General features: G+C 36.4%; 20 protein-coding genes and 1 riboswitch. All 20 genes read right to left on the reverse strand.

Going from position 1 to position 22,509, the window contains the following annotated elements:
- Window positions 1–403 precede the first annotated feature (403 nt).
- Window positions 404–1,270, reverse strand: coding sequence for a 2-oxoacid:ferredoxin oxidoreductase subunit beta (locus MKY90_RS18955; protein WP_002088040.1), 867 nt, complete (start codon window positions 1,268–1,270; stop codon window positions 404–406).
- Window positions 1,257–3,014: a 2-oxoacid:acceptor oxidoreductase subunit alpha gene (locus MKY90_RS18960; protein ID WP_016092174.1), complete on the reverse strand. Its 1,758-nt coding sequence runs from the start codon at window positions 3,012–3,014 to the stop codon at window positions 1,257–1,259. The genes MKY90_RS18955 and MKY90_RS18960 overlap by 14 nt, the downstream gene beginning before the upstream one ends.
- A gap of 227 nt (window positions 3,015–3,241) precedes the next feature.
- Window positions 3,242–4,165, reverse strand: coding sequence for a dipeptidase (locus tag MKY90_RS18965; protein WP_341092299.1), 924 nt, complete (start codon window positions 4,163–4,165; stop codon window positions 3,242–3,244).
- Between the two features lie 59 nt (window positions 4,166–4,224).
- Entirely contained in the window at window positions 4,225–4,485 is a 261-nt protein-coding gene (spoVS, locus tag MKY90_RS18970) for a stage V sporulation protein SpoVS (RefSeq protein ID WP_000404341.1), read from the reverse strand.
- Between the two features lie 149 nt (window positions 4,486–4,634).
- The gene (locus tag MKY90_RS18975; protein ID WP_002014601.1) at window positions 4,635–5,429 is read right to left on the reverse strand and encodes a TIGR00282 family metallophosphoesterase; all 795 of its coding nucleotides are present in this window, start codon (window positions 5,427–5,429) and stop codon (window positions 4,635–4,637) included.
- Window positions 5,430–5,608: 179 nt separating this feature from the next.
- Window positions 5,609–7,174: a ribonuclease Y gene (gene rny, locus MKY90_RS18980; protein ID WP_002014600.1), complete on the reverse strand. Its 1,566-nt coding sequence runs from the start codon at window positions 7,172–7,174 to the stop codon at window positions 5,609–5,611.
- 483 nt (window positions 7,175–7,657) lie between these two features.
- Window positions 7,658–8,689, reverse strand: a complete 1,032-nt coding sequence (gene recA, locus MKY90_RS18985; RefSeq protein ID WP_002014599.1) for a recombinase RecA — start codon at window positions 8,687–8,689, stop codon at window positions 7,658–7,660.
- A 142-nt stretch (window positions 8,690–8,831) separates the two neighbouring features.
- Entirely contained in the window at window positions 8,832–10,070 is a 1,239-nt protein-coding gene (locus MKY90_RS18990) for a competence/damage-inducible protein A (protein WP_033731186.1), read from the reverse strand.
- Between the two features lie 20 nt (window positions 10,071–10,090).
- Window positions 10,091–10,669, reverse strand: coding sequence for a CDP-diacylglycerol--glycerol-3-phosphate 3-phosphatidyltransferase (gene pgsA, locus MKY90_RS18995; RefSeq protein ID WP_002014596.1), 579 nt, complete (start codon window positions 10,667–10,669; stop codon window positions 10,091–10,093).
- 63 nt (window positions 10,670–10,732) lie between these two features.
- Entirely contained in the window at window positions 10,733–11,668 is a 936-nt protein-coding gene (locus MKY90_RS19000) for a helix-turn-helix domain-containing protein (RefSeq protein ID WP_341092301.1), read from the reverse strand.
- Between the two features lie 21 nt (window positions 11,669–11,689).
- A complete protein-coding gene (locus MKY90_RS19005) occupies window positions 11,690–12,475 on the reverse strand; it encodes a DUF3388 domain-containing protein (RefSeq protein WP_000574107.1) in 786 nt (261 codons plus the stop codon).
- Window positions 12,476–12,614: 139 nt separating this feature from the next.
- Window positions 12,615–12,863 carry a DUF3243 domain-containing protein gene (locus MKY90_RS19010; protein ID WP_000114449.1) on the reverse strand — a complete coding sequence of 83 codons (249 nt, stop codon included), beginning with the start codon at window positions 12,861–12,863 and terminating at the stop codon, window positions 12,615–12,617.
- Window positions 12,864–12,939: 76 nt separating this feature from the next.
- On the reverse strand, window positions 12,940–13,653 hold the full coding sequence (gene ymfI, locus MKY90_RS19015) for an elongation factor P 5-aminopentanone reductase (protein WP_098168954.1): 714 nt from the start codon (window positions 13,651–13,653) through the stop codon (window positions 12,940–12,942).
- 117 nt (window positions 13,654–13,770) lie between these two features.
- Window positions 13,771–15,057 (reverse strand): EF-P 5-aminopentanol modification-associated protein YfmH, encoded by a 1,287-nt coding sequence (gene yfmH / locus MKY90_RS19020; protein WP_098168955.1) that lies wholly within the window; start codon window positions 15,055–15,057, stop codon window positions 13,771–13,773.
- Window positions 15,058–16,332 (reverse strand): EF-P 5-aminopentanol modification-associated protein YfmF, encoded by a 1,275-nt coding sequence (yfmF, locus tag MKY90_RS19025; protein ID WP_098168956.1) that lies wholly within the window; start codon window positions 16,330–16,332, stop codon window positions 15,058–15,060.
- Between the two features lie 210 nt (window positions 16,333–16,542).
- Window positions 16,543–17,502: an ABC transporter permease gene (locus MKY90_RS19030; protein WP_002190490.1), complete on the reverse strand. Its 960-nt coding sequence runs from the start codon at window positions 17,500–17,502 to the stop codon at window positions 16,543–16,545.
- Window positions 17,499–18,560 carry an ABC transporter permease gene (locus MKY90_RS19035; protein ID WP_098168957.1) on the reverse strand — a complete coding sequence of 354 codons (1,062 nt, stop codon included), beginning with the start codon at window positions 18,558–18,560 and terminating at the stop codon, window positions 17,499–17,501. Before MKY90_RS19035 ends, MKY90_RS19030 begins: the two co-directional genes overlap by 4 nt.
- The gene (locus MKY90_RS19040; RefSeq protein ID WP_012261536.1) at window positions 18,553–20,085 is read right to left on the reverse strand and encodes an ABC transporter ATP-binding protein; all 1,533 of its coding nucleotides are present in this window, start codon (window positions 20,083–20,085) and stop codon (window positions 18,553–18,555) included. The genes MKY90_RS19035 and MKY90_RS19040 overlap by 8 nt, the downstream gene beginning before the upstream one ends.
- Before the next feature lie 120 nt (window positions 20,086–20,205).
- Window positions 20,206–21,282, reverse strand: coding sequence for a BMP family lipoprotein (locus MKY90_RS19045; RefSeq protein ID WP_002190493.1), 1,077 nt, complete (start codon window positions 21,280–21,282; stop codon window positions 20,206–20,208).
- A gap of 90 nt (window positions 21,283–21,372) precedes the next feature.
- Window positions 21,373–22,098 (reverse strand): GntR family transcriptional regulator, encoded by a 726-nt coding sequence (locus tag MKY90_RS19050; protein ID WP_002088063.1) that lies wholly within the window; start codon window positions 22,096–22,098, stop codon window positions 21,373–21,375.
- A gap of 233 nt (window positions 22,099–22,331) precedes the next feature.
- A riboswitch (purine riboswitch) is annotated at window positions 22,332–22,433 on the reverse strand.
- Window positions 22,434–22,509 lie beyond the last annotated feature (76 nt).

Genomic DNA, 22,509 nt, shown 5'->3' on the forward strand with positions numbered 1-22,509 from the left:
ACACACTCTGTAGTCCATTTTAATGCGCTTAGACCCATCTCAATGATGTTAGATAGCATGAGAGATAACTTGCCCTTTGAAACTTGAGTAATCGATCTAATCATCCGTAAGAATGAAGTCTTCCCCACACAAATAGACATTCCCTTTTTTTATTTCATCTTGTCCTACCCAAAAGTATATTGCTTTATCCCTATACACATTATCATAGTATAGAGCCTTTAGCCAACTTTAACGAAGAAGGCTTCTTATCCTATATTTCATTTCACAGTTATTGAACATGCTATTTTTATACAACGATTTATATATTATTTTATCATTCTGAATTTTCTAAGTAAACAAATCTATTAATTATTTTTATTCACTCAAAAAGAAGGTTACCAAGCGGCAACCTTCTCTCCGATTATTACATAAATTCAGCAACAAGCTCATCAAACATTTTCTGATCCATATTCAAATCAGCTTGCACTAAAGGTTTTTCACTATAGTCTTTTACAAGCTCTTGGTAAGAAGGCTGCTTTGTGTTTTGATAAATTAAACCTGTTACTAACCCGTTCTTTTCCATTAATGTTTGCATAGCCATCATGCGGTTAGATGGATCATATCCTTCTACTGTACTTAGTTTCGTTAAATTCTCTTTAAACCAATCATAAGTATTTACTTTATTATAAGTAACACATGGACTAAATACATTAATTAATGAAAAGCCTTTATGGTTAATACCAGCTTCAATAATTTGCGTTAATTCTTTTAAATCACTTGAAAAGCTTTGCGCCACAAATGTCGCACCAGCTGTTAAAGCCATTTCCATAACATTTAGTGATGGTTCAATTGAACCTTGTGGTGTACTTTTCGTTTTAAATCCAGCTTCACTACGTGGTGAAGTTTGACCTTTTGTTAATCCGTAAATTTGGTTATCCATTACGATGTACGTAATATCAATGTTACGACGAATAGAATGGATTGTATGTCCCATACCAATCGCAAAACCATCACCGTCACCACCGGATGCAATAACTGTTAAATCACGATTTGCCATTTTCACACCTTGTGCAATCGGAAGAGCACGTCCGTGAATACTATGCAAACCATATGAATTAATATACCCTGAAATACGACCGGAACAGCCGATACCAGAAATAACAGCTAGCTCATCTGGATTTAAACCAACGTTAGCTGCCGCACGCTGAATCGCAGCCTGCACCGAGAAGTCTCCGCAACCTGGGCACCAGTTTGGTTTTACACTGTTACGAAAGTCCTTAAATGTTGCCATTTAATACAACCCCTTTTTTACATTCGTTGTAAATCTCTTTCGGCAAGAATGGATTTCCATCGTATTTTAAAAGACTAGAAATTTTCTCACCATTGCCAAGATTCATTTTCATAATGTTAGCAAGCTGACCAGTTGCATTGTTTTCTACTACTACAACACGCTTCGCTTTTTTCACAAGTGGATCGATTTCAGCTGTTGGGAACGGATGAATTAAACGTACATGGGCATGGTTTACTTTCATTCCTTCTTGTTCTAAACGCTGCATTGCCTCTTCGATCGCACCACGAGTTGAGTTAAAGCCTACTAACAATACATCTGCGTCATCATGCTTAGCATTTTTGTAAATAGGGGTATTAAACTGTAAATTCGCCATTTTACGGAAACGTTTGTCCATTTGATCTTTACGATTTAACGCTGATTCAGATGGTTTACCCGTTTCATCATGTTCTACACCTGTAACATGGTGAATACCATTTTTCATACCAGGTAAAACACGTGGTGAAATCCCATCTTCTGTTACTTCATAACGCTTGAAGTATGCTTTATTTTCACGTTCTGGTAATTCTACTTCTAAATCAAGCTTACCACGACGAATTTCCACTTTATCTAACTTAAGTGGTTCTACTGTTTGCTTTCCTAAAGAAAGCTGTAAATCTGTTAAGAAAATAACAGGCACTTGATATTCTTCTGCTAAGTTAAACGCTTCTACAATATCATAGAAAGCTTCTTCAACTGTACTTGGCGCCATTACGATTTTTGGAATTTCACCATGCGTTCCGTAAATCATAGCCATTAAGTCAGACTGCTCTTGTTTTGTTGGTAAGCCCGTACTTGGGCCACCGCGTTGTGTATCAATGATAACTAGCGGTGTTTCAGTAATACCTGCTAAACCAATTGCTTCCATCATTAAAGAAAGACCAGGACCAGCAGATGCTGTTAATGTACGAACACCAGCGTAGTTTGCACCGATCGCCATTGTACAAGCTGCGATTTCATCCTCAGTTTGGATTACTGTTCCGCCGACTTTTGGTAACTTTTTAATTAAATATTCCATAATTTCAGATGCAGGTGTGATTGGATATGCAGACATAAAGCGAGCACCACCAGCTACCGCACCAAATGCGATTGCGTCGTTTCCAATCATAAACATGCGTTTCTGACCATCAGCTTTTTCAAGCTGCATCATGTTTACTTTCTCACCAAGCAATTCTTTCATGTATTGAGAGCCGCGTTTAATTGCTTCCATATTCTTTTGAACGACTTGCTCTCCTTTACGACCAAAGATTTCTTCAACAACCTCTAAATAAGCTGTTTCGTCTAATCCTAATACCGCACTAGATGCCCCAACAGCAACCATGTTTTTCATTAAAGATGTGCCTAATTCTGAAGCGATATCCGTAAACGGTATCACATATAGATTTACATCTGTATTATCAGGTATTGTCGGATTAAATTTCGCATCTGCAACTACAATTCCGCCCGGACGTAGTTCGTGGAAGTTAAAATCAATTGTTTCTTGATCAAAAGCAATTAAAATATCTAAATCATCTGAGATCGCACGTACTTCTGTTGTACTTACGCGAATTTTATTATTTGTATGGCCGCCTTTAATACGTGATGAGAAGTGGCGGTAACCGTATAGGTAATATCCTAATCGGTTTAATGCAATACAGAAGATTTCTCCTGTACTTTCAATTCCTTCACCTTGTTGGCCTCCAACTTTCCATGAAAGTTGACTAATCATCTCCTACACCCCTTTTGGCTGCATTCATTGTAGTGTATTTTTTTACAGTAATAGTTTAGCATTTTTTATGCAAATAAACTACAATGGACGCAAATTATGCCTCTTCTGATTTCCCTTAATCTTTAGTATAATGCTATTTCGTTTACCATTCTAGTATTAGGTCTTAAAAAAATCAATAAATTCAAGTAAATTTATTTTAATTTTTCTGAATTTTTAAAACATATTCTTTAGAACGTTATACAGTCAACAAAATTTTTATACAAAAATCGCTCTACAGTTGATTCATTATACTTTTTACACAGTTTATTCATTATATTTTCATAATCCCTATATGCTTCTACACCTACAACAGTTTCTAAAATCCCATCAAAATCAGAACCGAATCCTATATTTTTTTCTCCACCTAATGAACAAATATATTCCACATGCCTTAATATATCTGCTATATTCGCTTGTCTTTCATTCGTTAAAAACTGCGGTACGAAAGTAATACCAATAATGCTATTTTTCTTTATAAGGGCTCTTATTTGTTCATCGGTTAAATTGCGTGGATGCCCACAAAGTTGATAACAGTTTGAATGAGATGCAATTGGGTTTTTAGCAATTTCAATAACATCCCAAAAGCTTCTTTCATTTAAGTGAGACACATCGGTCCATAAATGTAACGTATTAAGTTCTTGTACAACTTGTCTACCAAATGTAGTTAAACCTGCTCCACGTGCCTCTAGCGCTCCATCAGCTAACAGATTGGCATAGTTCCATGTCAATCCAAAGGAACGTACACCTAAGCGATAAAACAAACGTAATTTCATCGCCTCTTTTCCAATTGCTTCGCATCCTTCTAATGTTAATAATGCTCCAACCTCGTCCTGTTTTAGCATGCTAATATCGTTTTTTGTCTGAATAAACTTCATTCCTGGTAGCGATAGAATTTCATTATGAAAAATATCTATCATTTGCAGCGCAACTTCAAAACGCTTTTCATACGCTACTGTTTCTGGTATATATATAGCAAAGCATTGTATACTTCCTTTTCTTTTCATTAATTGTTCAAATGTAATATGTAATTGTGAATCGTTTTGAAAGTCTTTTTTTCCCTTTGCACTCCATAACTGAAAGAGTACATCGCAATGTGCATCAAAAATTTTCATTTTCATTCCTCCATTACAAAAACAACCTGTTTGCATACATGCAAACAGGTTGTTTCAACTTAACGAGGTTCTACAATTAATTTTATCGCTGTACGCTCTTCACCATCAATCATAATATCTGTAAACGCTGGGATACAAATCAAGTCCAAACCGCTAGGCGCTACAAATCCTCTTGCAATCGCTACTGCCTTTACCGCTTGGTTCAATGCACCTGCACCAATAGCTTGAATTTCTGCTGTTCCGCGTTCGCGAATAACACCTGCAAGTGCACCAGCTACAGAATTAGGGACCGACGTTGCTTTAACTTTTAATATTTCCATTCCGCGTTTCCTCCTCGTTTCTATAAAAAGTAATAGCAATTATTTCACTTTAACTTATATTCACGAGGAATGGCACGTATTCCTGCTAAATCTCTGTAATTTTTCTAAAAAATTAAAATATAACGAATTCTCTAACTTTTCGTTAAAAATCAGTCAAAAAATGGCTGATCATCATTAATTAAAATGCGCTCAATTTTCTTTGCTTTCCCTGTATTAGGATCCACATCAATTAACACTGCACTTAATTGTGTTCTACCATTCGTCACTTCAAAACGCACTGGTAAGTTCGTTAAAAACTTCTTCAATACCGCTTCGCGATCCATACCTAAAATCCCATCATATGGGCCTGTCATACCAACATCTGTAATATAAGCTGTTCCGCTTGGTAAAATACGATTATCAGCTGTAGGAACGTGTGTATGTGTACCTACTACCGCTGTAGCACGACCGTCTACATACCAACCTAACGCCTGCTTCTCACTTGTTGTTTCAGCATGAAAATCAACAAAGATAATGTTTGTACGTTTTTTTGCAATACTGATTAACTCATCCACTTTACGGAATGGACAATCAATTGGAGGAAGGAAAGTACGTCCTTGTAAGTTAATAACTGCAACTTCTGTTCCATTACAATTTACAAAGATAAGCCCTTTTCCCGGCGTTCCTTCTGGGAAGTTAGCTGGTCTTGCAAGATATTTTGCATCATCGATAAATTCAAATACTTCACGGTTATCCCAAGCGTGGTTTCCAAGCGTAACCGCTTGTGCCCCGCACTCTAAAAAGTTTCGATATATTTTTTCCGTAATTCCACGTCCACCCGCAGCATTTTCTCCATTAATAATTGTTACTGTCGGTGTATATTTCTTCTTTAATGCCGGTACGTACTGTTGAATCATGTCTCTACCAGGAGATCCTACTACATCCCCAACAAATAATATTCTCATATGTCTTACCCTTTCTATGTACTACATTTTTTATTACCATACTATAACCTTAAAGCTATTTCCTTACAACAGTTACAATTTATCTATTATAAGTTTCTTTCACTTGCATACTGCTCATAAATAATTTTCTTTATTTTACCCAATTCCAACACAAAAAAATAAAGTGGTGTTTCACCACTTTATTTTGCGTATTCCACTGCACGTGTTTCACGAATAACAGTTACTTTAATATGTCCTGGATAATCCAGTTCATTTTCAATACGTTTTCGAATATCACGAGCTAAACGATGAGCTTCTAAATCATCAATTGTATCTGGTTTTACCAGAATACGAACTTCACGTCCTGCTTGAATTGCGAAAGATTTTTCTACGCCTTCATAAGACTCTGAAATTTCTTCTAACTTTTCAAGACGACGAATGTAATTCTCAAGCGTTTCACTACGAGCTCCCGGTCTTGCAGCTGATAATGCATCTGCTGCAGCAACTAGAACTGCAATGATAGAAGTTGGTTCTGTGTCACCATGGTGAGATGCGATACTGTTTATTACAACAGGATGCTCTTTATATTTCGTTGCGAGTTCAACACCAATTTCAACGTGGCTACCTTCTACTTCATGATCGATTGCTTTTCCGATATCATGTAATAGACCAGCACGTCTTGCTAGTTTTTCATCCTCACCAAGCTCCGCTGCCATAAGTCCAGTTAAATATGCAACTTCCATAGAGTGTTTTAAGACGTTTTGTCCGTAACTTGTACGGTATTTTAAACGACCTAAAATTTTAATTAAATCTGGATGTAAGCCATGAACACCCACTTCAAACGTTGTTTGCTCTCCGACTTCACGAATATACTCGTCCACTTCACGTCTTGATTTTTCGACCATCTCTTCAATACGCGCTGGGTGAATACGTCCGTCCTGTACTAGTTTATCAAGAGCGATACGAGCTGTTTCACGACGAATCGGGTCAAATCCAGATAGAATTACAGCTTCTGGTGTATCATCGATAATAAGGTCAATACCTGTTAACGTTTCTAGCGTACGAATGTTACGACCTTCACGTCCGATAATACGTCCCTTCATTTCGTCATTTGGAAGATTTACAACCGAAACGGTTGTTTCAGCAACATGATCAGCTGCACATCTTTGCATTGCAAGAGATAAAATCTCTTTTGCCTTCTTATCCGCTTCTTCTTTCGCGCGAACTTCACTTTCTTTTACCATAACGGCAATTTCATGAGAAACTTCACTTTCCACTTTACCAAGAATAATTGCTTTCGCTTGTTCGCGGGTCAGATTGGAAATGCGCTCTAATTCTGTTTGTTGCTTTTGAACTAACTCTCCCACTTTGCTTTCCAACTCTTCAATCTGTTGTTGTTTCGCTACAAGAGATTCCTCTTTCTTTTCTAACTGTCGCTCGCGGTTATCGAGCGTTTCGTCTTTACGATCAAGGTTCTCTTCTTTTTGCATTAAACGATTTTCTTGTTTTTGTAATTCGCTTCTACGGTCACGAATTTCTAATTCAGCTTCTGTACGAAGTGTATGAATTTCATCCTTTGCTTCTAAAAGCGCTTCTTTCTTAAGTGCTTCAGCATCACGATTCGCTTCGTCTAGAATACGTTTTGCTTCATTAGCTGCACCATTAATCTTCGCTTCAGCAATAGACTTTCGAACAAAAAAGCCAACAACTGCACCGACTGTTGCAAGCAAAATGGAGATGAGTATCCAAACTGTACTACTACTCATGATTTCACCTCCCCTTGCTATGAATGAAAAAAGACTGTCGGCATGTACATTGAATTACAACGTACAGCAAAGACCGTCGTCCCGCTTTTTTAAGGGACTTTCTTCATTTCACAATTAAAATGTCATATTATTATTTCGGCAAGATTTAAGTCTTACTCCGAATATTACTTCTCTTCTTGAGAAGAGTATATCGTATATAAGAAAAAATATACATTCTCATTGTATCTATCGCAATTTTCATTGTCAAGCGTTGTCTACTTTTACTTTCTTTACCTTAAGCCCTGAATCTTATATGGATTTAAAAAACAGACAGCATATTATCCTGGAAAACCTTAGAAAATCCCAATTCATTCACTTAAAATATATGAATATTCCCCTTTACACATAGCCTTTTGGATAGAATAAATATTTTATCTCCAGCTATATATAACGCTTTCATAGTGGATTAAAAAATAAAAGACACGGGACCGTGTCTTTTATTTTTTAATCTTGACGAGTTGAATCTTCCGTGTCTTCAACACCAGAGTTTTCACCAATTCCGTGATGTTCACGAACAAAGAAGGCAATTTCTTCTCTTAAATCCGTATTCTCTTTTAAGAATTGCTTCGAATTTTCACGACCTTGTCCTAAGCGTTCTTCATTATAAGAGTACCAAGCACCGCTCTTTTGAACGATATCAAGTTCAGAAGCCATATCTAAGATTTCACCTTCTCTTGAAATACCTTCTCCGTACATAATATCAACTTCAGCAACACGGAATGGTGGTGCTACTTTATTTTTAACTACTTTTACTTTCGTTTTATTACCAACAATATCGTTACCTTGCTTTAACTGCTCAGCACGACGTACTTCAAGACGGACAGTTGAATAGAATTTCAACGCACGACCACCTGGAGTTGTTTCTGGGTTCCCGAACATAACCCCAACTTTTTCACGAATTTGGTTGATAAAGATTGCGATTGTTTTTGATTTGTTGATTGCACCTGAAAGTTTACGAAGTGCTTGTGACATTAAACGTGCTTGTAAACCAACGTGAGAGTCACCCATGTCCCCTTCGATTTCAGCTTTCGGTACAAGAGCTGCCACAGAGTCAATTACGATAATATCAACCGCTCCACTTCGTACAAGTGCTTCTGCGATTTCTAGTCCTTGCTCCCCTGTATCAGGCTGTGATAATAGTAATTCATCTATGTTAACACCTAATTTTTGTGCATATACAGGATCCATTGCATGTTCCGCATCAATGAACGCTGCTTGTCCACCCTGACGCTGTACTTCCGCGATTGCGTGTAATGAAACTGTTGTTTTACCTGAACTTTCAGGTCCATAAATTTCAATAACACGGCCACGTGGGTATCCGCCTACCCCTAGTGCCACATCAAGTGCTAAAGAACCACTTGAAATTGTAGAAATTCTACGCTCCGCTTGTTCTCCTAATTTCATAATTGAACCTTTACCGAATTGCTTCTCTATTTGTTTTAACGCCATATCTAATGCCGCTTGACGATCGCTCATTCAAAATTCCTCCTTAACTAAATTGCTAATCTTATTATACCTATTTTCAATTCAATTTGCCAACAAAAATCGAACATTTATTCGTTTTTTTATTTTATATCGAATAAAACTAGGTTTTCCAACAAAAAAAACTAGAAGAAATTTATATCTCTTCTAGCTTTTTAAATAAATGATAAAATCCATATTTTGTAGAGCGTTCTCTAATTTGTTGACGACTTCCACTTAAATTAAGCGAGAAGACTACAGCTGGTTCATCTTTAATCACCAATCCAATAAATACTGTTCCTGGTTCTTTATGCTCTGAAGCATCCGGTCCAGCCACCCCAGTGAAACTAATTCCGATATCTGCTTTTAACAGTTCCTTTACATTTTCAGCAAGATAGCGAGCACACTGTTTACTAACCGCGCCATCAGTACGTAACACTTCTTCAGGTACATGTAAAATTTGTTGCTTCACATCATTTTGATAACAAATGACACCGCCTTTAAATACAGACGAAACACCAGCATTTTCTGTTACTTGATTTCCAAAAAGACCACCTGTTAAACTTTCTGCACACGCTAAAGTTAACCCTTTTTCCTTCAATAGCCTTATTGCCTTGTAATGAAGGAAATCTTGGTCATATCCGTAGAAAAATTCTCCTACTCTTTCTAAAATCAAATCTTCCACATGCTGAATCAGTTTCTCCGCCTCATCAGCATCATAATGTTTGGCAGTTAAACGTAATGTCACTTCTCCATCATTTGCAAGTGGTGCAATGGTTGGGTTCGTTTGTCCATCAATTAAATCTTGAACTTTCACCTCTAATTGAGATTCCCCAATACCAAAAAAACGAAGAACACGAGAATAAATATTTTCCCCCGTTGTAAACTTACATAAAAAAGGCTCTACGTAACTTATATACATCGGCTTCATTTCTTTTGGTGGTCCTGGTAATAAAATATAAACTTTTCCGTTCGTATTTAATCCCATACCAGGCGCCATACCGTGATCATTCGCAAATACAGTCGATCCATTTAAAACGAGCGCCTGCTTTTTATTATTCTCCGTAAATTCACGGCCTGTACGCTTAAAATAATCGCTTATCGATGTTAATGCCTTTTCATCATACACAAGCTCTTCATCTAAACTAGACGCTATTGTTTCTTTCGTTAAATCATCTTTTGTCGGTCCTAATCCACCTGTGAAAATGAGCATATCAGCTCGTTCTTCAGCCAATTCAATTGCCTTCTGTAATCGCTTGTTATTATCCCCAACAACAGTATGGTAGTACACGTTAATTCCGATTGAAGCTAACTTTTCAGATAAAAACTGGGCATTTGTATTTGCAATTTGTCCAAGTAATAATTCCGTTCCAACCGCAATAATTTCAGCATTCATCCCAATTCCCCCATAAACTTCTATTTTGAGTTTACAAAAGCATCTTTATTTTTCCAGAAATAATCCCATCCTGAAATAACGGTAAAGAATAACGCAATCCATATGAAAATATCTGCAACTGGAATATGAAGTAGATTTAACGGTACATCATGTAATAAGTATGCTGCAATCGCAATAATTTGTGTCCATGTCTTAATTTTCCCTAGCTGATTTGCTGCAACTACTTCTCCTGTCCCAGCAAGTACAAGGCGTAAACCTGTTACTGCAAACTCACGGCTTATAATTACAATAACGATCCAAGCAGGTACATATTGCATTTCTACCAATGTGATAAGTGCTGCCGAAACAAGTAATTTATCTGCTAACGGGTCAAGGAATTTCCCTAAATTCGTTACAAGATTATACTTTCTTGCATAATGTCCATCAATCCAATCTGTAGCCGAAGCAATAATAAAGATAAGTGCCCCTACTAAATGTTGAATTGGTAACTCTACATCACCAATTATAAATGAGCCCCACTCAAAGGGCGCTAACATAATTACCATAAAAATTGGAATTAAGAAGATTCTAGATATTGTAATTTTATTTGGTAAATTCACAGCTATTCCTCCATCATGTCAAAAACATTTGTTCATTGAAAAAAGTCATCGAAGCGATGACTGTTATTGCGCAGCTTGCCCTATCCCTTGGTTTTTTATCACCAATCTTTGGTGATATTCTTTTGCTGGATCTAATGGGAAAGTAACCACTTGGCCATTCAGTTTAATTTCAACATTTGGTGCACTTCCAATATTAAGCCGCACTTCTTTTACTGTTGATAAATCACGTTTTTCTGTTTGACCACTTTGTACTGTAGTGTTTAGAATTTCGTTACCCGCATCATCTTTAACATCTACATAGCTTGCACCCTTCGCCGAAATTTCCAGTTCTAATGTTTTATTATTATGAATTTCCAAAGTAGATACCTTACCACTCGTTCCAACTACCTTCACTTCTTGTTGTCCAGTTGGTTGCGTTGGTTGCGCTGGTTGCTCTTCTTTCTTTGGTTCTTCTTTTTTTGGTTCTTCTTTTTTTGGTTCTTCTTTTTTTGGTTCTTCCGCTTTCGCTTCATCTTTCTTCGTATCTAACGGAGAATTTTTTGCTTTTTGAACCTCAATTTTCTCACTTTGAGCATTTTGAACTTGCCTATCATCTTTTCCAGTTAACGCTTGAATAACAAACCAGACTACCACTCCAAATGCGATTACTAACAACGCAATCAAAATTTTGGGCATATGATCCGCAATTGGCCATGATGAAGATTTTTGCATTGTTTCTTGTGTTTTTTGTCCAGTTGATACTTGTGGAACTTCACGTTTTTCAGACTGTGGTATCGTACTCTGATATTCCACAAGCAATTCCTCTCCATTTAATCCAACAGCATCTGCATATTGTTTAATGAATGCACGCGCATAAAAAGCTCCTGGCAACACATCATAATTGCCTTCTTCAATCGCTACTAAATGGCGTTTTTGAATTTTTGTAATCTCATGCAGCTGATCAATAGATAAGCCTTTCGCTTCTCTTGCTTCTGTCAGCTTTTGTCCTAATTCCGTCACTACTAACACCTCAATATTTCTTTAAAAGTCGAACATAGAGAAATTGTTTTGCGTACCTTGCTCAATTTCATCTACTAAATTATATTGAATTTCTTCATCATAATCGTTACGCAATTCGATAATATAATCAAAATCATCCAATGTGTATTCTGACTGACTCACAAACACATCCGGATGTTCCACAACTTTCGTTGCAGGCAATCTCATGATTTCACGAACGAGCTGCCAGTGTCTTTCATTTGCACGCTTTGTCGACACAATTCCATCTAGTATGAAAATATTATCGTCGCTATACTCATCTTCAATCAATTGGCTACGAACAGTTTGCTTAATGAGAGTAGATGATACGAATAACCATCTCTTATTTGCACAAACACTTGCGGCAACAATAGATTCTGTTTTTCCGACACGAGGCATTCCTCGTATCCCAATTAATTTATGACCTTCTTTTTTCATTATCTCCGCCATAAAGTCTACAAGCAATCCTAATTCATCACGCACAAATCGAAATGTTTTCTTATCATCTGCATCTCGTTGTATGTACCTACCATGTCTAACTGCTAGCTTATCTCTAAGCTTTGGCGGACGATATTTCGTTACCGTTATATTATCCATCGTATTTAAAATTGATTCAAGTCTAGAGATTTGTTCTTGATTATCACACATAAGCAAAAGTCCACGTCGTGCATTATCTACACCATTAATTGTGACAATATTGATGCCAAGCATACCGATTAACGAAGAAACGTCACCAAGTAAGCCAGGTCGGTTTTTATGTATTTCATATTCAAAATACCATTCAATCATCCAAGATCACTCCCCTACGCTTACTTTACACCTACGTACTATATTATATGATTTCACCTTAATAGGGAAGCTAAATGTATAATCTATTCCTCCTAATTACTATACAAAAAAAGTAGAGAGGAGAAGCTCCTCTCTACTTTTACTTATGTTGTACAAACTTCACCATTAAATTTGCAATTGTATGTTGCTCTTGTTCATCAGCAACTTTCCAAAGCTCAGACAATAATTTTTCTTGATCGTTGCGCGCTTCTACTTCATTTGCTAAATAATCACCAACACGAAATGCCATATCTGATACGGCACCACCATCAAGCCCTTTTCCCCCCGCTTGTTCTAAACGTTCTCCTAAAAAGCTCTTCCACTGATCAAAATTATCTAACACTGACATGTTTAAGCACCTCACTATTTTAGTAATAGAATCATGCTTAATTTGTACAATTTCTTGTTTTTTATGTAAGAATTTTTTAGCAATGCCAACCGCCATTCACTCCGATAATTTGCCCCGTAATATAAGAAGCTCCTGGCGAAACGAGGAAGGAGACTGTTTTTGCTACCTCTTCGGGTAGTCCTATTCTACCTAATGGAATATCTTCAGCAATTTCATTTTTATCATCTTCTGAAAATACATTTAACATTTCTGTTTCGATCGCACCTGGCGCTACCGCATTAACGCGCAATCCACTTAGAGAAACTTCTTTCGCTAAAGCCTTCACATATGAATTTTGTGCACCTTTCACCATTGAGTACAGCACCTCACAAGACGCTCCTATTTGCCCCCAAATGGATGAAATAACAACAACATTACCACTTCTCCGCCCGATCATCGGTGGAAGCGCCATCGATAAAAGTCTATATACACTCTTCACTTGAAGCTCCACCATATAATCTAATTCTTCATTCGTAACATCCGTTACTAATCCAAATATACTCTTTCCAGCTGCGTATACAATAACATCAATAGGATGTTCAATTTGTCCCCACAATTTCTCTGCTCCATCGATAGAAGCTAAATTTGCTTGCACAGGAATCACTGCATCAAACTCCTTTTGTAACCTCCTTATCTTCTCTTCGTTTTTATTGTAATGAATATAGACTGTATAACCATCCTCGATTAACTGCTTCGAAATAGCAGAGCCAATCCCTCCGCTTCCTCCAGTTACTAATGCATACTTTTTCATAAATTCCCTCTCTTATCTTTTTATGTATAAATAAATAATACCCTCATCTTACCATTTGGCAATAACCAAACGTTAGATGAGGGATATAGATACTGCGTTTTTTATTCACATATCACTTCATTTTTTTGGTAACACTTGGCAGACACTCATTTTCTCTTCAACTAATAATGTTTTTGCTGCTTGTTGTAGGTCTTGAACAGTTAATCCTTCTAACACTGTAAGAGCATCAAATAAACTAGATTCATTAAACGCATATCGTGTAAACTGATTTGCAATATATTCAGGTGAATTCAACAATCGTAAAAATCCACCAATTTTCTTTTTCTTCACCCGTTCCAGCGCAGTCTCATCTAACTGATCATAATTCGTTTGTAGTAAAATACCTTTTAATCGCTCTGCCAATTCATCAGGGTGCTTCGTATCTCCACCAACCATTGCAAAACCGAAGTTATTTTCTTCTGTATAGTCATACGAGAACGAATCATCAATAAGACCTTCATTATATAAAGATTCGTAATGAACTGACCCTTTTCCAAATAAATAATCTAAAAGTAATGTAAGCGCAATTTCTTGTTTTAACAGAGCTTGCCCTTTTTCTTTTAAATTCGTTGCCTTAATACCAACTAAACATTTTGGAGTTTGAACAGGCATTGAAATAATCTTTTTCTTTTCATTTACTTCTTCTGGTTCCTCTTCAAAAGAGCGAACGATTTCTGGTTGATTTTCGTAATCTTTTTTCGCTTGATTTTCACGAACTAAATCCATTGTTTTTTCAGGATCAATCGCTCCAACAACAAATAATAACATGTTGCTCGGATGGTAAAAAGTCTCATAACATTCATACAGTAGGTCTTTTGTAATCTTACTAATAGACTCAATCGTCCCTGCAATATCAATTTTAATTGGATGTTTCACAAACAAACTATCGATTAATCCAAAGTATAAACGCCAGTCTGGGTTATCTTGGTACATTTGAATTTCTTGACCGATAATACCTTTTTCTTTTTCAACCGTTTTTTCAGAGAAATACGGTTCTTGTACAAAGTCTAACAGTGTATTTAAATTTCTCTCTACATTTGATGTACAGGAAAAGAGATAAGCGGTTCTTGTAAAAGATGTAAAAGCGTTCGCTGAAGCACCTTGTTTACTAAACAATTGAAACGCGTCATGGTCCTCTTTTTCAAACAATTTATGCTCAAGGAAATGAGCAATTCCATCTGGTACACGAGTCATGTCTTCTTTTCCAAGCGGTACAAATGTATTATCAACAGAACCGTACTTCGTCGTAAATGTTGCAAATGTTTTATTGAAGCCTTGTTTCGGTAAGATATATACGTCTAATCCATTCGGAAGTTTTTCATAATATAGCGTCTCTTTTAATTGCTCATACACAATTTTCTCCATTTATTCTCCCTCCGTTCCATGTAAAAAGTAAATTGTATCTAGTTCAATATTATTAGCAACTTTCACAATCTCTTCTTTCGTCACGCTTTCTATGCCCGTTAGCCATTCTTCAACTGGACGCGTACGCTCTGAAATCACCCCGTGATAAAGCATTTCAACAAAACCACGTGGTGTATCAATTGCCTCTAAGATTTGATTTTGAATTACACTTTTCGTTTGCTGAATCTCTTCCTCTGAAAAATCACCGCTTTGCATTGCTTTCATCTGTTCTTTAATAATTTCAACAGCTTTTTCAAAGTTCTTCGCTTCAATTCCAGACATAACGAAGAGCAAACCTTTATGACTTTCAAATCTCGATGCTGCATAGTACGCTAAACTATTTTTTTCACGGACATTTACGAATAACTTCGAATGAGAAAACCCTCCAAATAATCCGTTAAACAATTGTAATGCAAAATAATCTTCATCTTTATACGTAATGAATGTGCGATAGCCGATATTTAATTTACTTTGCTTTAGTTCTTGTTTTTCAACAATTTCTTTTTCTTCATTATTTCGTTTATGAAGAAGTACATTTCTCTCTTTCATAGCGCGAGGTGAAATCGAAAAATACTTATTTACAAGCCCCACAGCATCTTCTGAAATATCACCAATGATATATAAATCCATTTCATCTTCAGCTAACACTTTTTGATAATATTGATACAAACTTTCATTTGTAATAGAAGCAACACTTTCTTTTTTTCCATTTGCACTTAAGCGATATGGTTCTACTTTGCACATTTCTGCAATTAAACGCTCATTTGCATAACGCATTTTATCATCATAAGTAGCTTCAATTCGTTGCAAGAGTGCTCGTTTCTCACTTTCTACAATAGAAGATAGAAAACCGTCCCCTTCTGTTGCTGGATGTAAAACAATATCAGATAACATAGAAATCGCTTTTTCAAATAACGGTGGTGCATCGCGTAAATATGTTTCATTTGCAATGTCTACATAAATAGAGATGATATGGTCTTCCCCTTTTTTACTTACATCTACCGCTAAAGAAGATCCATATAATTCTTCTAAATATTGACGAAGACGAATTACAGAAGGCAGTTTTTCTGTCGCACTTTGCAATACGTACGGCAATAGGGCACGCTCTGTCACCGTCTCCTCATTTAAAGGTGCTTTAAAACGAAATACAAAGGTATTTGTTTTAAATTTATCAGTCGGAATAATATGTACTCGCAAGCCACCTAATTCATGCAGTTGCTGTTCCATTAGTTTCATTAATAGCCCTCCTTTACGTATGTAGGAATATTCCTCTTCAATATACAGTTTTTAGAAATAAAAAATCAACTTTTCTTCCTTATTATGCTTACATTTGAGTCTTTCTAAAAACTTTAATATGTAAGGAACATAGTAAAATTCCGTATTAAATATATTCTATGTAAAAAAGCCCGCACTAATGTGCGAGCTTTTTTTATACTTTCTAAATACTCATCGTTTTCCTTTTTCATAAGGCGTTCCTAATGCTTTCGGAGCTTCAGATCGGCCTACAAAACCAACAAGTGCTAATATTGTAAATACATACGGTAATATCGTTAAGAATACACTTGGAATTTCTTTCAATACAGGAATTGTACCACCTGTTATCCCAAGTGATTGAGCAAATCCGAAGAACAGTGCGGCTCCAAGAGCACCAAGTGGATTCCATTTACCAAAGATCATAGCTGCTAGTGCTAAGAAACCTTGTCCAGTAATTGTAGCACCTGAGAAGTTACCAGAAATCGACATTGCGAAGACCGCACCACCCACTCCTGCAAACATTCCAGATATACAAACTGCAATATAACGCATTTTATATACATTAATCCCCATCGTATCTGCTGCCATTGGATGTTCACCAACAGCACGTAGACGAAGACCGAACGGTGTTTTATAAATAATGTACCAAACAACAAATGCTAAAATAATGGCAATATACGATGTTAACGGTACGTTTGAGAAAAATATTTTTCCGATAACTGGAATATCTGATAGACCTGGGACATCGATTTTTTCAATACGGTATTGAATAAAATCTGTCTGCCCTTTATCAAAAATCTTCTTAATCGCAAATACTGTTAAACCAAGAGATAAGAAGTTAATCGCTACACCACTTACAACCTGATCAGCACGGAACGTAATAGATGCTACCGCGTGAAGTAATGCAAATAATCCACCACCAATTGCCGCAAATAGTAATGCAATCCATGGAGTCATCGTTCCCCAAGTATCACCCATTAATAAGGTTGTAACAATTCCAACAAATGCACCAAATAGCATTAGTCCTTCTAACGCAATATTTACAACACCTGATCGTTCACTAAATACACCACCTAATGCTGTAAAAATTAAAGGTGCTGATGTATATAACGTACCTGTCACAAGAATGGCTAATATATCTAAAAAGCTCATTTATTTCCCCTCCTGCTCATGCGTGTAAGCGCCCATCTTAAAACATAACTACATGCAACAAAGAAGATAATACATGCAATAATTACGTTAATAAGTTCTGATGGTACATCTGCCTCAAAGTTCATTTGAGGGGAAGCACTTTTCAAACCACCAAATAACAATGCTGAAAGGATAATACCAAATGGATTATTTCCTCCAAGAAGCGCTACGGCAATTCCGTCAAATCCAATCCCTGTAAATGAAGACATTGCTGTCATGCTTTGGAATGTTCCTAGCCCTTCCATTGCTCCACCAATCCCAGCAAATGCACCAGCAATTGTCATGGAGAATACTACATTACGAGAAACCTTCATACCTGCATATTGAGAAGCATGTTGATTAAATCCTACTGACTTTAATTCATAACCTAGAGTTGTTCGATCTAATAAGAACCACATTAAGATTGCTACTAAAATTGCTACAATAATTCCCCAGTGAAGACGTGAACCATCAGTTATTGCAGCTAACCAATCTGAAGATAAAGATGCACTCGCTTTAATATCGTATGTTTTATCATTGCCCTCATGTAAAAAGCGTTTAATTATGTCATACGTTACATATAACGCGATATAGTTCATCATTATTGTTACAATAACTTCATTAACCTTAAACTTCCCTTTTAAATAACCAGGAATAAAGCCCCATATTCCACCCACCATTGCTGCAAATAAAATAGATAATGGAATATGAAGAAACGCTGGTAGTGAGACCGCATAACCGAACCAAACTGCCGCAAGCCAACCAACTAATAGTTGACCCTCTACCCCGATATTAAATAAACCTGTACGAAATGCAAACGCCACCGATAATCCAGCAAGAATAAGTGGTATCATAGTGCGAAGTGTCTCACCAATCGCACTAGCACTGCCGAACATACCTGTCCAAAGCGCACTATAACCAACAATTGGATCATAGCCACTAACCAGCATTACAATCGCTCCAACAATTAAACCAAAAATAACGGATAGTACTGGGACTAAAATATTTATCGTTCGCTCTGTTAAAAGTTTTTTAGCCATTTGTACCCACCTGCTCTTTCTCTGTTCCTCCAGCCATTAGCAAACCAAGCTGTTGTTCATTTGTGCCTTTCGCATTCACAATTGCTACAATTTTCCCTTCATAGATAACCGCAACCCGATCACTCACATTTAAAATTTCTTCTAATTCTAAAGATAAAAGAAGAACCGCTTTCCCATTATCTCTCTGCTCGATTAATTTTTTATGAATAAATTCAATTGCACCTACATCTAAACCACGTGTTGGCTGTGCTGCAATTAATAAATCCGGATTACGATCTACTTCACGTGCAATAATAGCTTTCTGCTGATTCCCACCAGATAGAGCACGCGCTAATGTTTGTTCGCTAGGTGTACGTACATCGAACTGTTCAATAAGTGCCTTCGCTTTCCCTGTGATTTTGCTAAAGTTTAAAATCCCCTTCTTTGAAAATGGATTTTTATAGTACGTTTGCAAAACTATATTGTCTCTAACAGAAAAATCAAGAACTAGTCCGTGCTTATGACGATCTTCTGGAATATGACCAATTCCTTCTTCTGTAATTCTTCGAACAGGCCAATTCGTTATTTCTTTCCCTTTAATTGCAATAGAACCTGACTCAACTTTTCGTAAACCAGTAATTGCCTCTATTAATTCGCTTTGTCCATTTCCATCGATTCCTGCAATACCAACAATTTCCCCCGCACGAACAGTTAAGTCAAGGCCTTTTACAGCAGGCAGTTGGCGTGCATCGTGAACAACAAGATTTGCAATAGAAAGTACCTCTTCTTTGGGCGTAGCGTCTATTTTTTCTGTTTTAAAATTCACTTGACGTCCGACCATTAATTCTGCAAGTTTATGTTCATCCGTATTTGCAACGTCAACAGTTCCAATCCCTTTTCCTTTGCGAATAATTGTACAACGATCGCAAACTTCCATAATTTCTTTCAATTTATGAGTAATAAGAATGATAGATTTTCCTTCTTGCACAAGCTTTTTCATAATTTGAATCAATTCATGAATTTCTTGTGGTGTTAACACTGCAGTCGGTTCATCAAATATTAAAATTTCCGCTCCACGGTAAAGTGTTTTTAAAATTTCAACACGCTGTTGCATACCAACAGAAATATCCTGTATTTTCGCGTATGGATCTACAGCTAAACCATATTGTTCAGACAACCTTTGAATCTCTTTAGCAGCTTCTTCAACAGCTATTTTCCCTTTTTTCTTCGGTTCATTACCGAGAATGATATTCTCTGTAACTGTAAAATTATGAACAAGCATAAAATGTTGATGGACCATCCCAATACCAAGATCATTCGCAATATTCGGATTTGTAATTTTTACAGGTGTTCCTTTAATTTTAATTTCACCTTGTTCTGGCTGATACAAACCGAATAGTACATTCATCAATGTGGATTTCCCTGCACCATTTTCTCCAAGTAAAGCATGTATTTCTCCCTGTTTTACTTGCAGCGTAATATCATCATTCGCTACAATGCCTGGGAATACTTTCGTAATATTATTCATCTCAATTACGTATTCCATTTCGTTCCTCCTTTTAACAGGGAACATTCCCCTATTACACTATTAACTTATTAAGCAATTTGGAAGTTTTATACATACAAAGGTTAGTTCTAAGAACTAACCTTTGCTATTTCTCTATCTTTATTTTTTTAGAGAAGCTTCATATTCTTTATATTCTTTATCTGTAGCTGGTACTTTAATTTCTCCAGCTGTAATTTTCTTTTCAAATTCTTCTACTTTTGTTAAAATCTCAGGGTTAACTTTTTTCACGTTATCAGTTGTTTTTGCAATACCAACACCGTCATCTTTTAAGCCAAACGCTTCAATTTTACCACCTTTTAATTTTCCATCTTTCGCTTCTTTTGCTACTTTTTGTACAGCGATATCAACACGTTTTACCATTGAAGTTAATGTTACGTTTTCAGGCATACCTTCTTGATTTTGGTCACGGTCAACACCGATTACCCAAACGTTTTCACCTTTTTTCTTACGGTTTTTCGCTTCAGTGAATACACCATTACCTGTACCACCAGCAGCATGATAAATAACATCTACGCCTTGACCATACATTGCTGACGCAAGAACTGTACCTTTTTCAGGCTTATCGAATGCTTCAGCATATTCAGATACGATTTCAATATTTGGATTCACTGCCTTAGCACCAGCTTTAAATCCATTCTCGAATTTACTAATTAAATCACTCTTCATTCCACCAACAAATCCTACTTTATTCGATTTTGTTGACATAGCTGCCACCGCACCTACAAGGAATGACCCTTCATGATCTTTAAATGTAATACTTGTTACGTTTGGTGCATCTACAACAGTATCAACAATTGCAAATTGTTGTTTTGGAGATTCTTTTGCTACTTCTTTAATTGCTCCCTCTAATTTATACCCAATACCGAAAGCTAAATCATACTTATCTTTTGAAAATTTCTTTAAGTTCGGAATATAATCCGCTTCTTTTTCAGATTGAAGATAACGATAATTTGTCTTCTCTTTTAATCCATTATCTTTACCAAACTGTTGTAATCCTTCCCAAGAAGATTGGTTAAATGATTTGTCATCAACGCCCCCAACATCTGTAACCATACCAACCTTAAACTCTTTATCCCCTTTTTTGTCACTATCCGCTTTATCCGAGTTACCACATGCACCTAACACTGTACTTGCTGCTAACGTTAACGATAATAAAAGACCTGTTTTTTTCTTCATACTAGAAACCCCTCCTGAAATGTTTTGTCTAATGATTCATACGCTGCTGTCCCTTACTTCTTGCTGTCACCTCCCTAAAAAGGAACTTCCCTACATACGTTTTCTTAATACGTGGAAGCTAAACTTATCAGCTCTAAAGTAATTAATAGAATATAAGATTGGCTCATCATTTTGATCATAGTGCATTTGTTTTAAAACTAGCAGTGCCGTTTCAGGTTCACATTCTAAAATCGGTGAAATTTTCGGGTGATAACCAATCGGTTCAATGTGAGCAACTGCGTATGTGATACGCTTGTGCGTATTATTATGTATTACTGTAAGCAGCGATTCCTCATTGTATCCCGATAAATCTGGTAATATCTCTTTTGCCAGTTTATCAATACAATATACAACTGGTTCCCCATCCGCTGTACGAACACGTTCAATCATTACTGCGCTAAAAGCATCTTCACAATTAAATTTCTCTTTTTCTTCTTCTGTTAAAGTTGTTGTAGATGATGATAAAAAGATTGTTCCTGGTGTTTTCCCCACACTAGAAATCATATCTGTAATACTAGAAAGTTGCTCTATTCCGGAAGAAAATAACGGCTTCGCATTTACAAATGTCCCTACACCATGTCTACGAATAACAACATTTTCTTCTTCTAAAATACGTAGTGCTTCCCTTAAAGTTGCCCTACTTACACCAAGTTCTTTCGCTAGATCAAACTCTGAAGGTAACTTTTGTTTTTCTTTGTAAGCCCCATCTTTAATTTTTCCTTTGATGTGATCAATCACCCGCAAATATAGGTGACGACTATCGGATTTTACTGACATAAGACTCCCCCGCATTTCAATTATTCGACCTCTGATGTAAGACTTCTTTTCTCTTTTTTCAACTTACAACATAGTATAAATTACTAAATACTAAAAATAAGCGTAATTATCGAATAAATATTAATAATTTTTCAAGATGAAATTTTCACACTTTATTCCATAAAAAAAACTTTGTACCATAAACATTTCTCATATAGAGAAAAAGTTCGGCACAAAGATTCCTTACATCCTTTGTTACACACTTTTCCCCTCATAGTCTAGCAATTCATGGTTGCCAGGTAGAAACTTATGGACCTTATCTCCAAGATTATATGAGGCAGTGATTCTTTTCGAAGTAATCTTACCACTTGCTCCCATATGTGTCAACAGATTTCAACATTTTTCTACATTAAATATCGAACGTTTTGAAAA

Source organism: Bacillus sp. FSL P2-0099 (genome assembly GCF_038007445.1).
GTDB lineage: Bacteria > Bacillota > Bacilli > Bacillales > Bacillaceae_G > Bacillus_A > Bacillus_A mycoides.

What these genes read in the sequence shown, in the direction of transcription:
- MKY90_RS18955 (WP_002088040.1), bottom strand. Translation starts at nt 1,270, where the DNA reads ATGGCAACATTTAAGGACTTTCGTAACAGTGTAAAACCAAACTGGTGC.
- MKY90_RS18960 (WP_016092174.1), bottom strand. Translation starts at nt 3,014, where the DNA reads ATGATTAGTCAACTTTCATGGAAAGTTGGAGGCCAACAAGGTGAAGGA.
- MKY90_RS18965 (WP_341092299.1), bottom strand. Translation starts at nt 4,165, where the DNA reads ATGAAAATTTTTGATGCACATTGCGATGTACTCTTTCAGTTATGGAGT.
- spoVS (WP_000404341.1), bottom strand. Translation starts at nt 4,485, where the DNA reads ATGGAAATATTAAAAGTTAAAGCAACGTCGGTCCCTAATTCTGTAGCT.
- MKY90_RS18975 (WP_002014601.1), bottom strand. Translation starts at nt 5,429, where the DNA reads ATGAGAATATTATTTGTTGGGGATGTAGTAGGATCTCCTGGTAGAGAC.
- rny (WP_002014600.1), bottom strand. Translation starts at nt 7,174, where the DNA reads ATGAGTAGTAGTACAGTTTGGATACTCATCTCCATTTTGCTTGCAACA.
- recA (WP_002014599.1), bottom strand. Translation starts at nt 8,689, where the DNA reads ATGAGCGATCGTCAAGCGGCATTAGATATGGCGTTAAAACAAATAGAG.
- MKY90_RS18990 (WP_033731186.1), bottom strand. Translation starts at nt 10,070, where the DNA reads ATGAATGCTGAAATTATTGCGGTTGGAACGGAATTATTACTTGGACAA.
- MKY90_RS19005 (WP_000574107.1), bottom strand. Translation starts at nt 12,475, where the DNA reads ATGATTGAATGGTATTTTGAATATGAAATACATAAAAACCGACCTGGC.
- MKY90_RS19010 (WP_000114449.1), bottom strand. Translation starts at nt 12,863, where the DNA reads ATGTCAGTGTTAGATAATTTTGATCAGTGGAAGAGCTTTTTAGGAGAA.
- ymfI (WP_098168954.1), bottom strand. Translation starts at nt 13,653, where the DNA reads ATGAAAAAGTATGCATTAGTAACTGGAGGAAGCGGAGGGATTGGCTCT.
- yfmH (WP_098168955.1), bottom strand. Translation starts at nt 15,057, where the DNA reads ATGGAGAAAATTGTGTATGAGCAATTAAAAGAGACGCTATATTATGAA.
- yfmF (WP_098168956.1), bottom strand. Translation starts at nt 16,332, where the DNA reads ATGAAACTAATGGAACAGCAACTGCATGAATTAGGTGGCTTGCGAGTA.
- MKY90_RS19030 (WP_002190490.1), bottom strand. Translation starts at nt 17,502, where the DNA reads ATGAGCTTTTTAGATATATTAGCCATTCTTGTGACAGGTACGTTATAT.
- MKY90_RS19035 (WP_098168957.1), bottom strand. Translation starts at nt 18,560, where the DNA reads ATGGCTAAAAAACTTTTAACAGAGCGAACGATAAATATTTTAGTCCCA.
- MKY90_RS19040 (WP_012261536.1), bottom strand. Translation starts at nt 20,085, where the DNA reads ATGGAATACGTAATTGAGATGAATAATATTACGAAAGTATTCCCAGGC.
- MKY90_RS19045 (WP_002190493.1), bottom strand. Translation starts at nt 21,282, where the DNA reads ATGAAGAAAAAAACAGGTCTTTTATTATCGTTAACGTTAGCAGCAAGT.
- MKY90_RS19050 (WP_002088063.1), bottom strand. Translation starts at nt 22,098, where the DNA reads ATGTCAGTAAAATCCGATAGTCGTCACCTATATTTGCGGGTGATTGAT.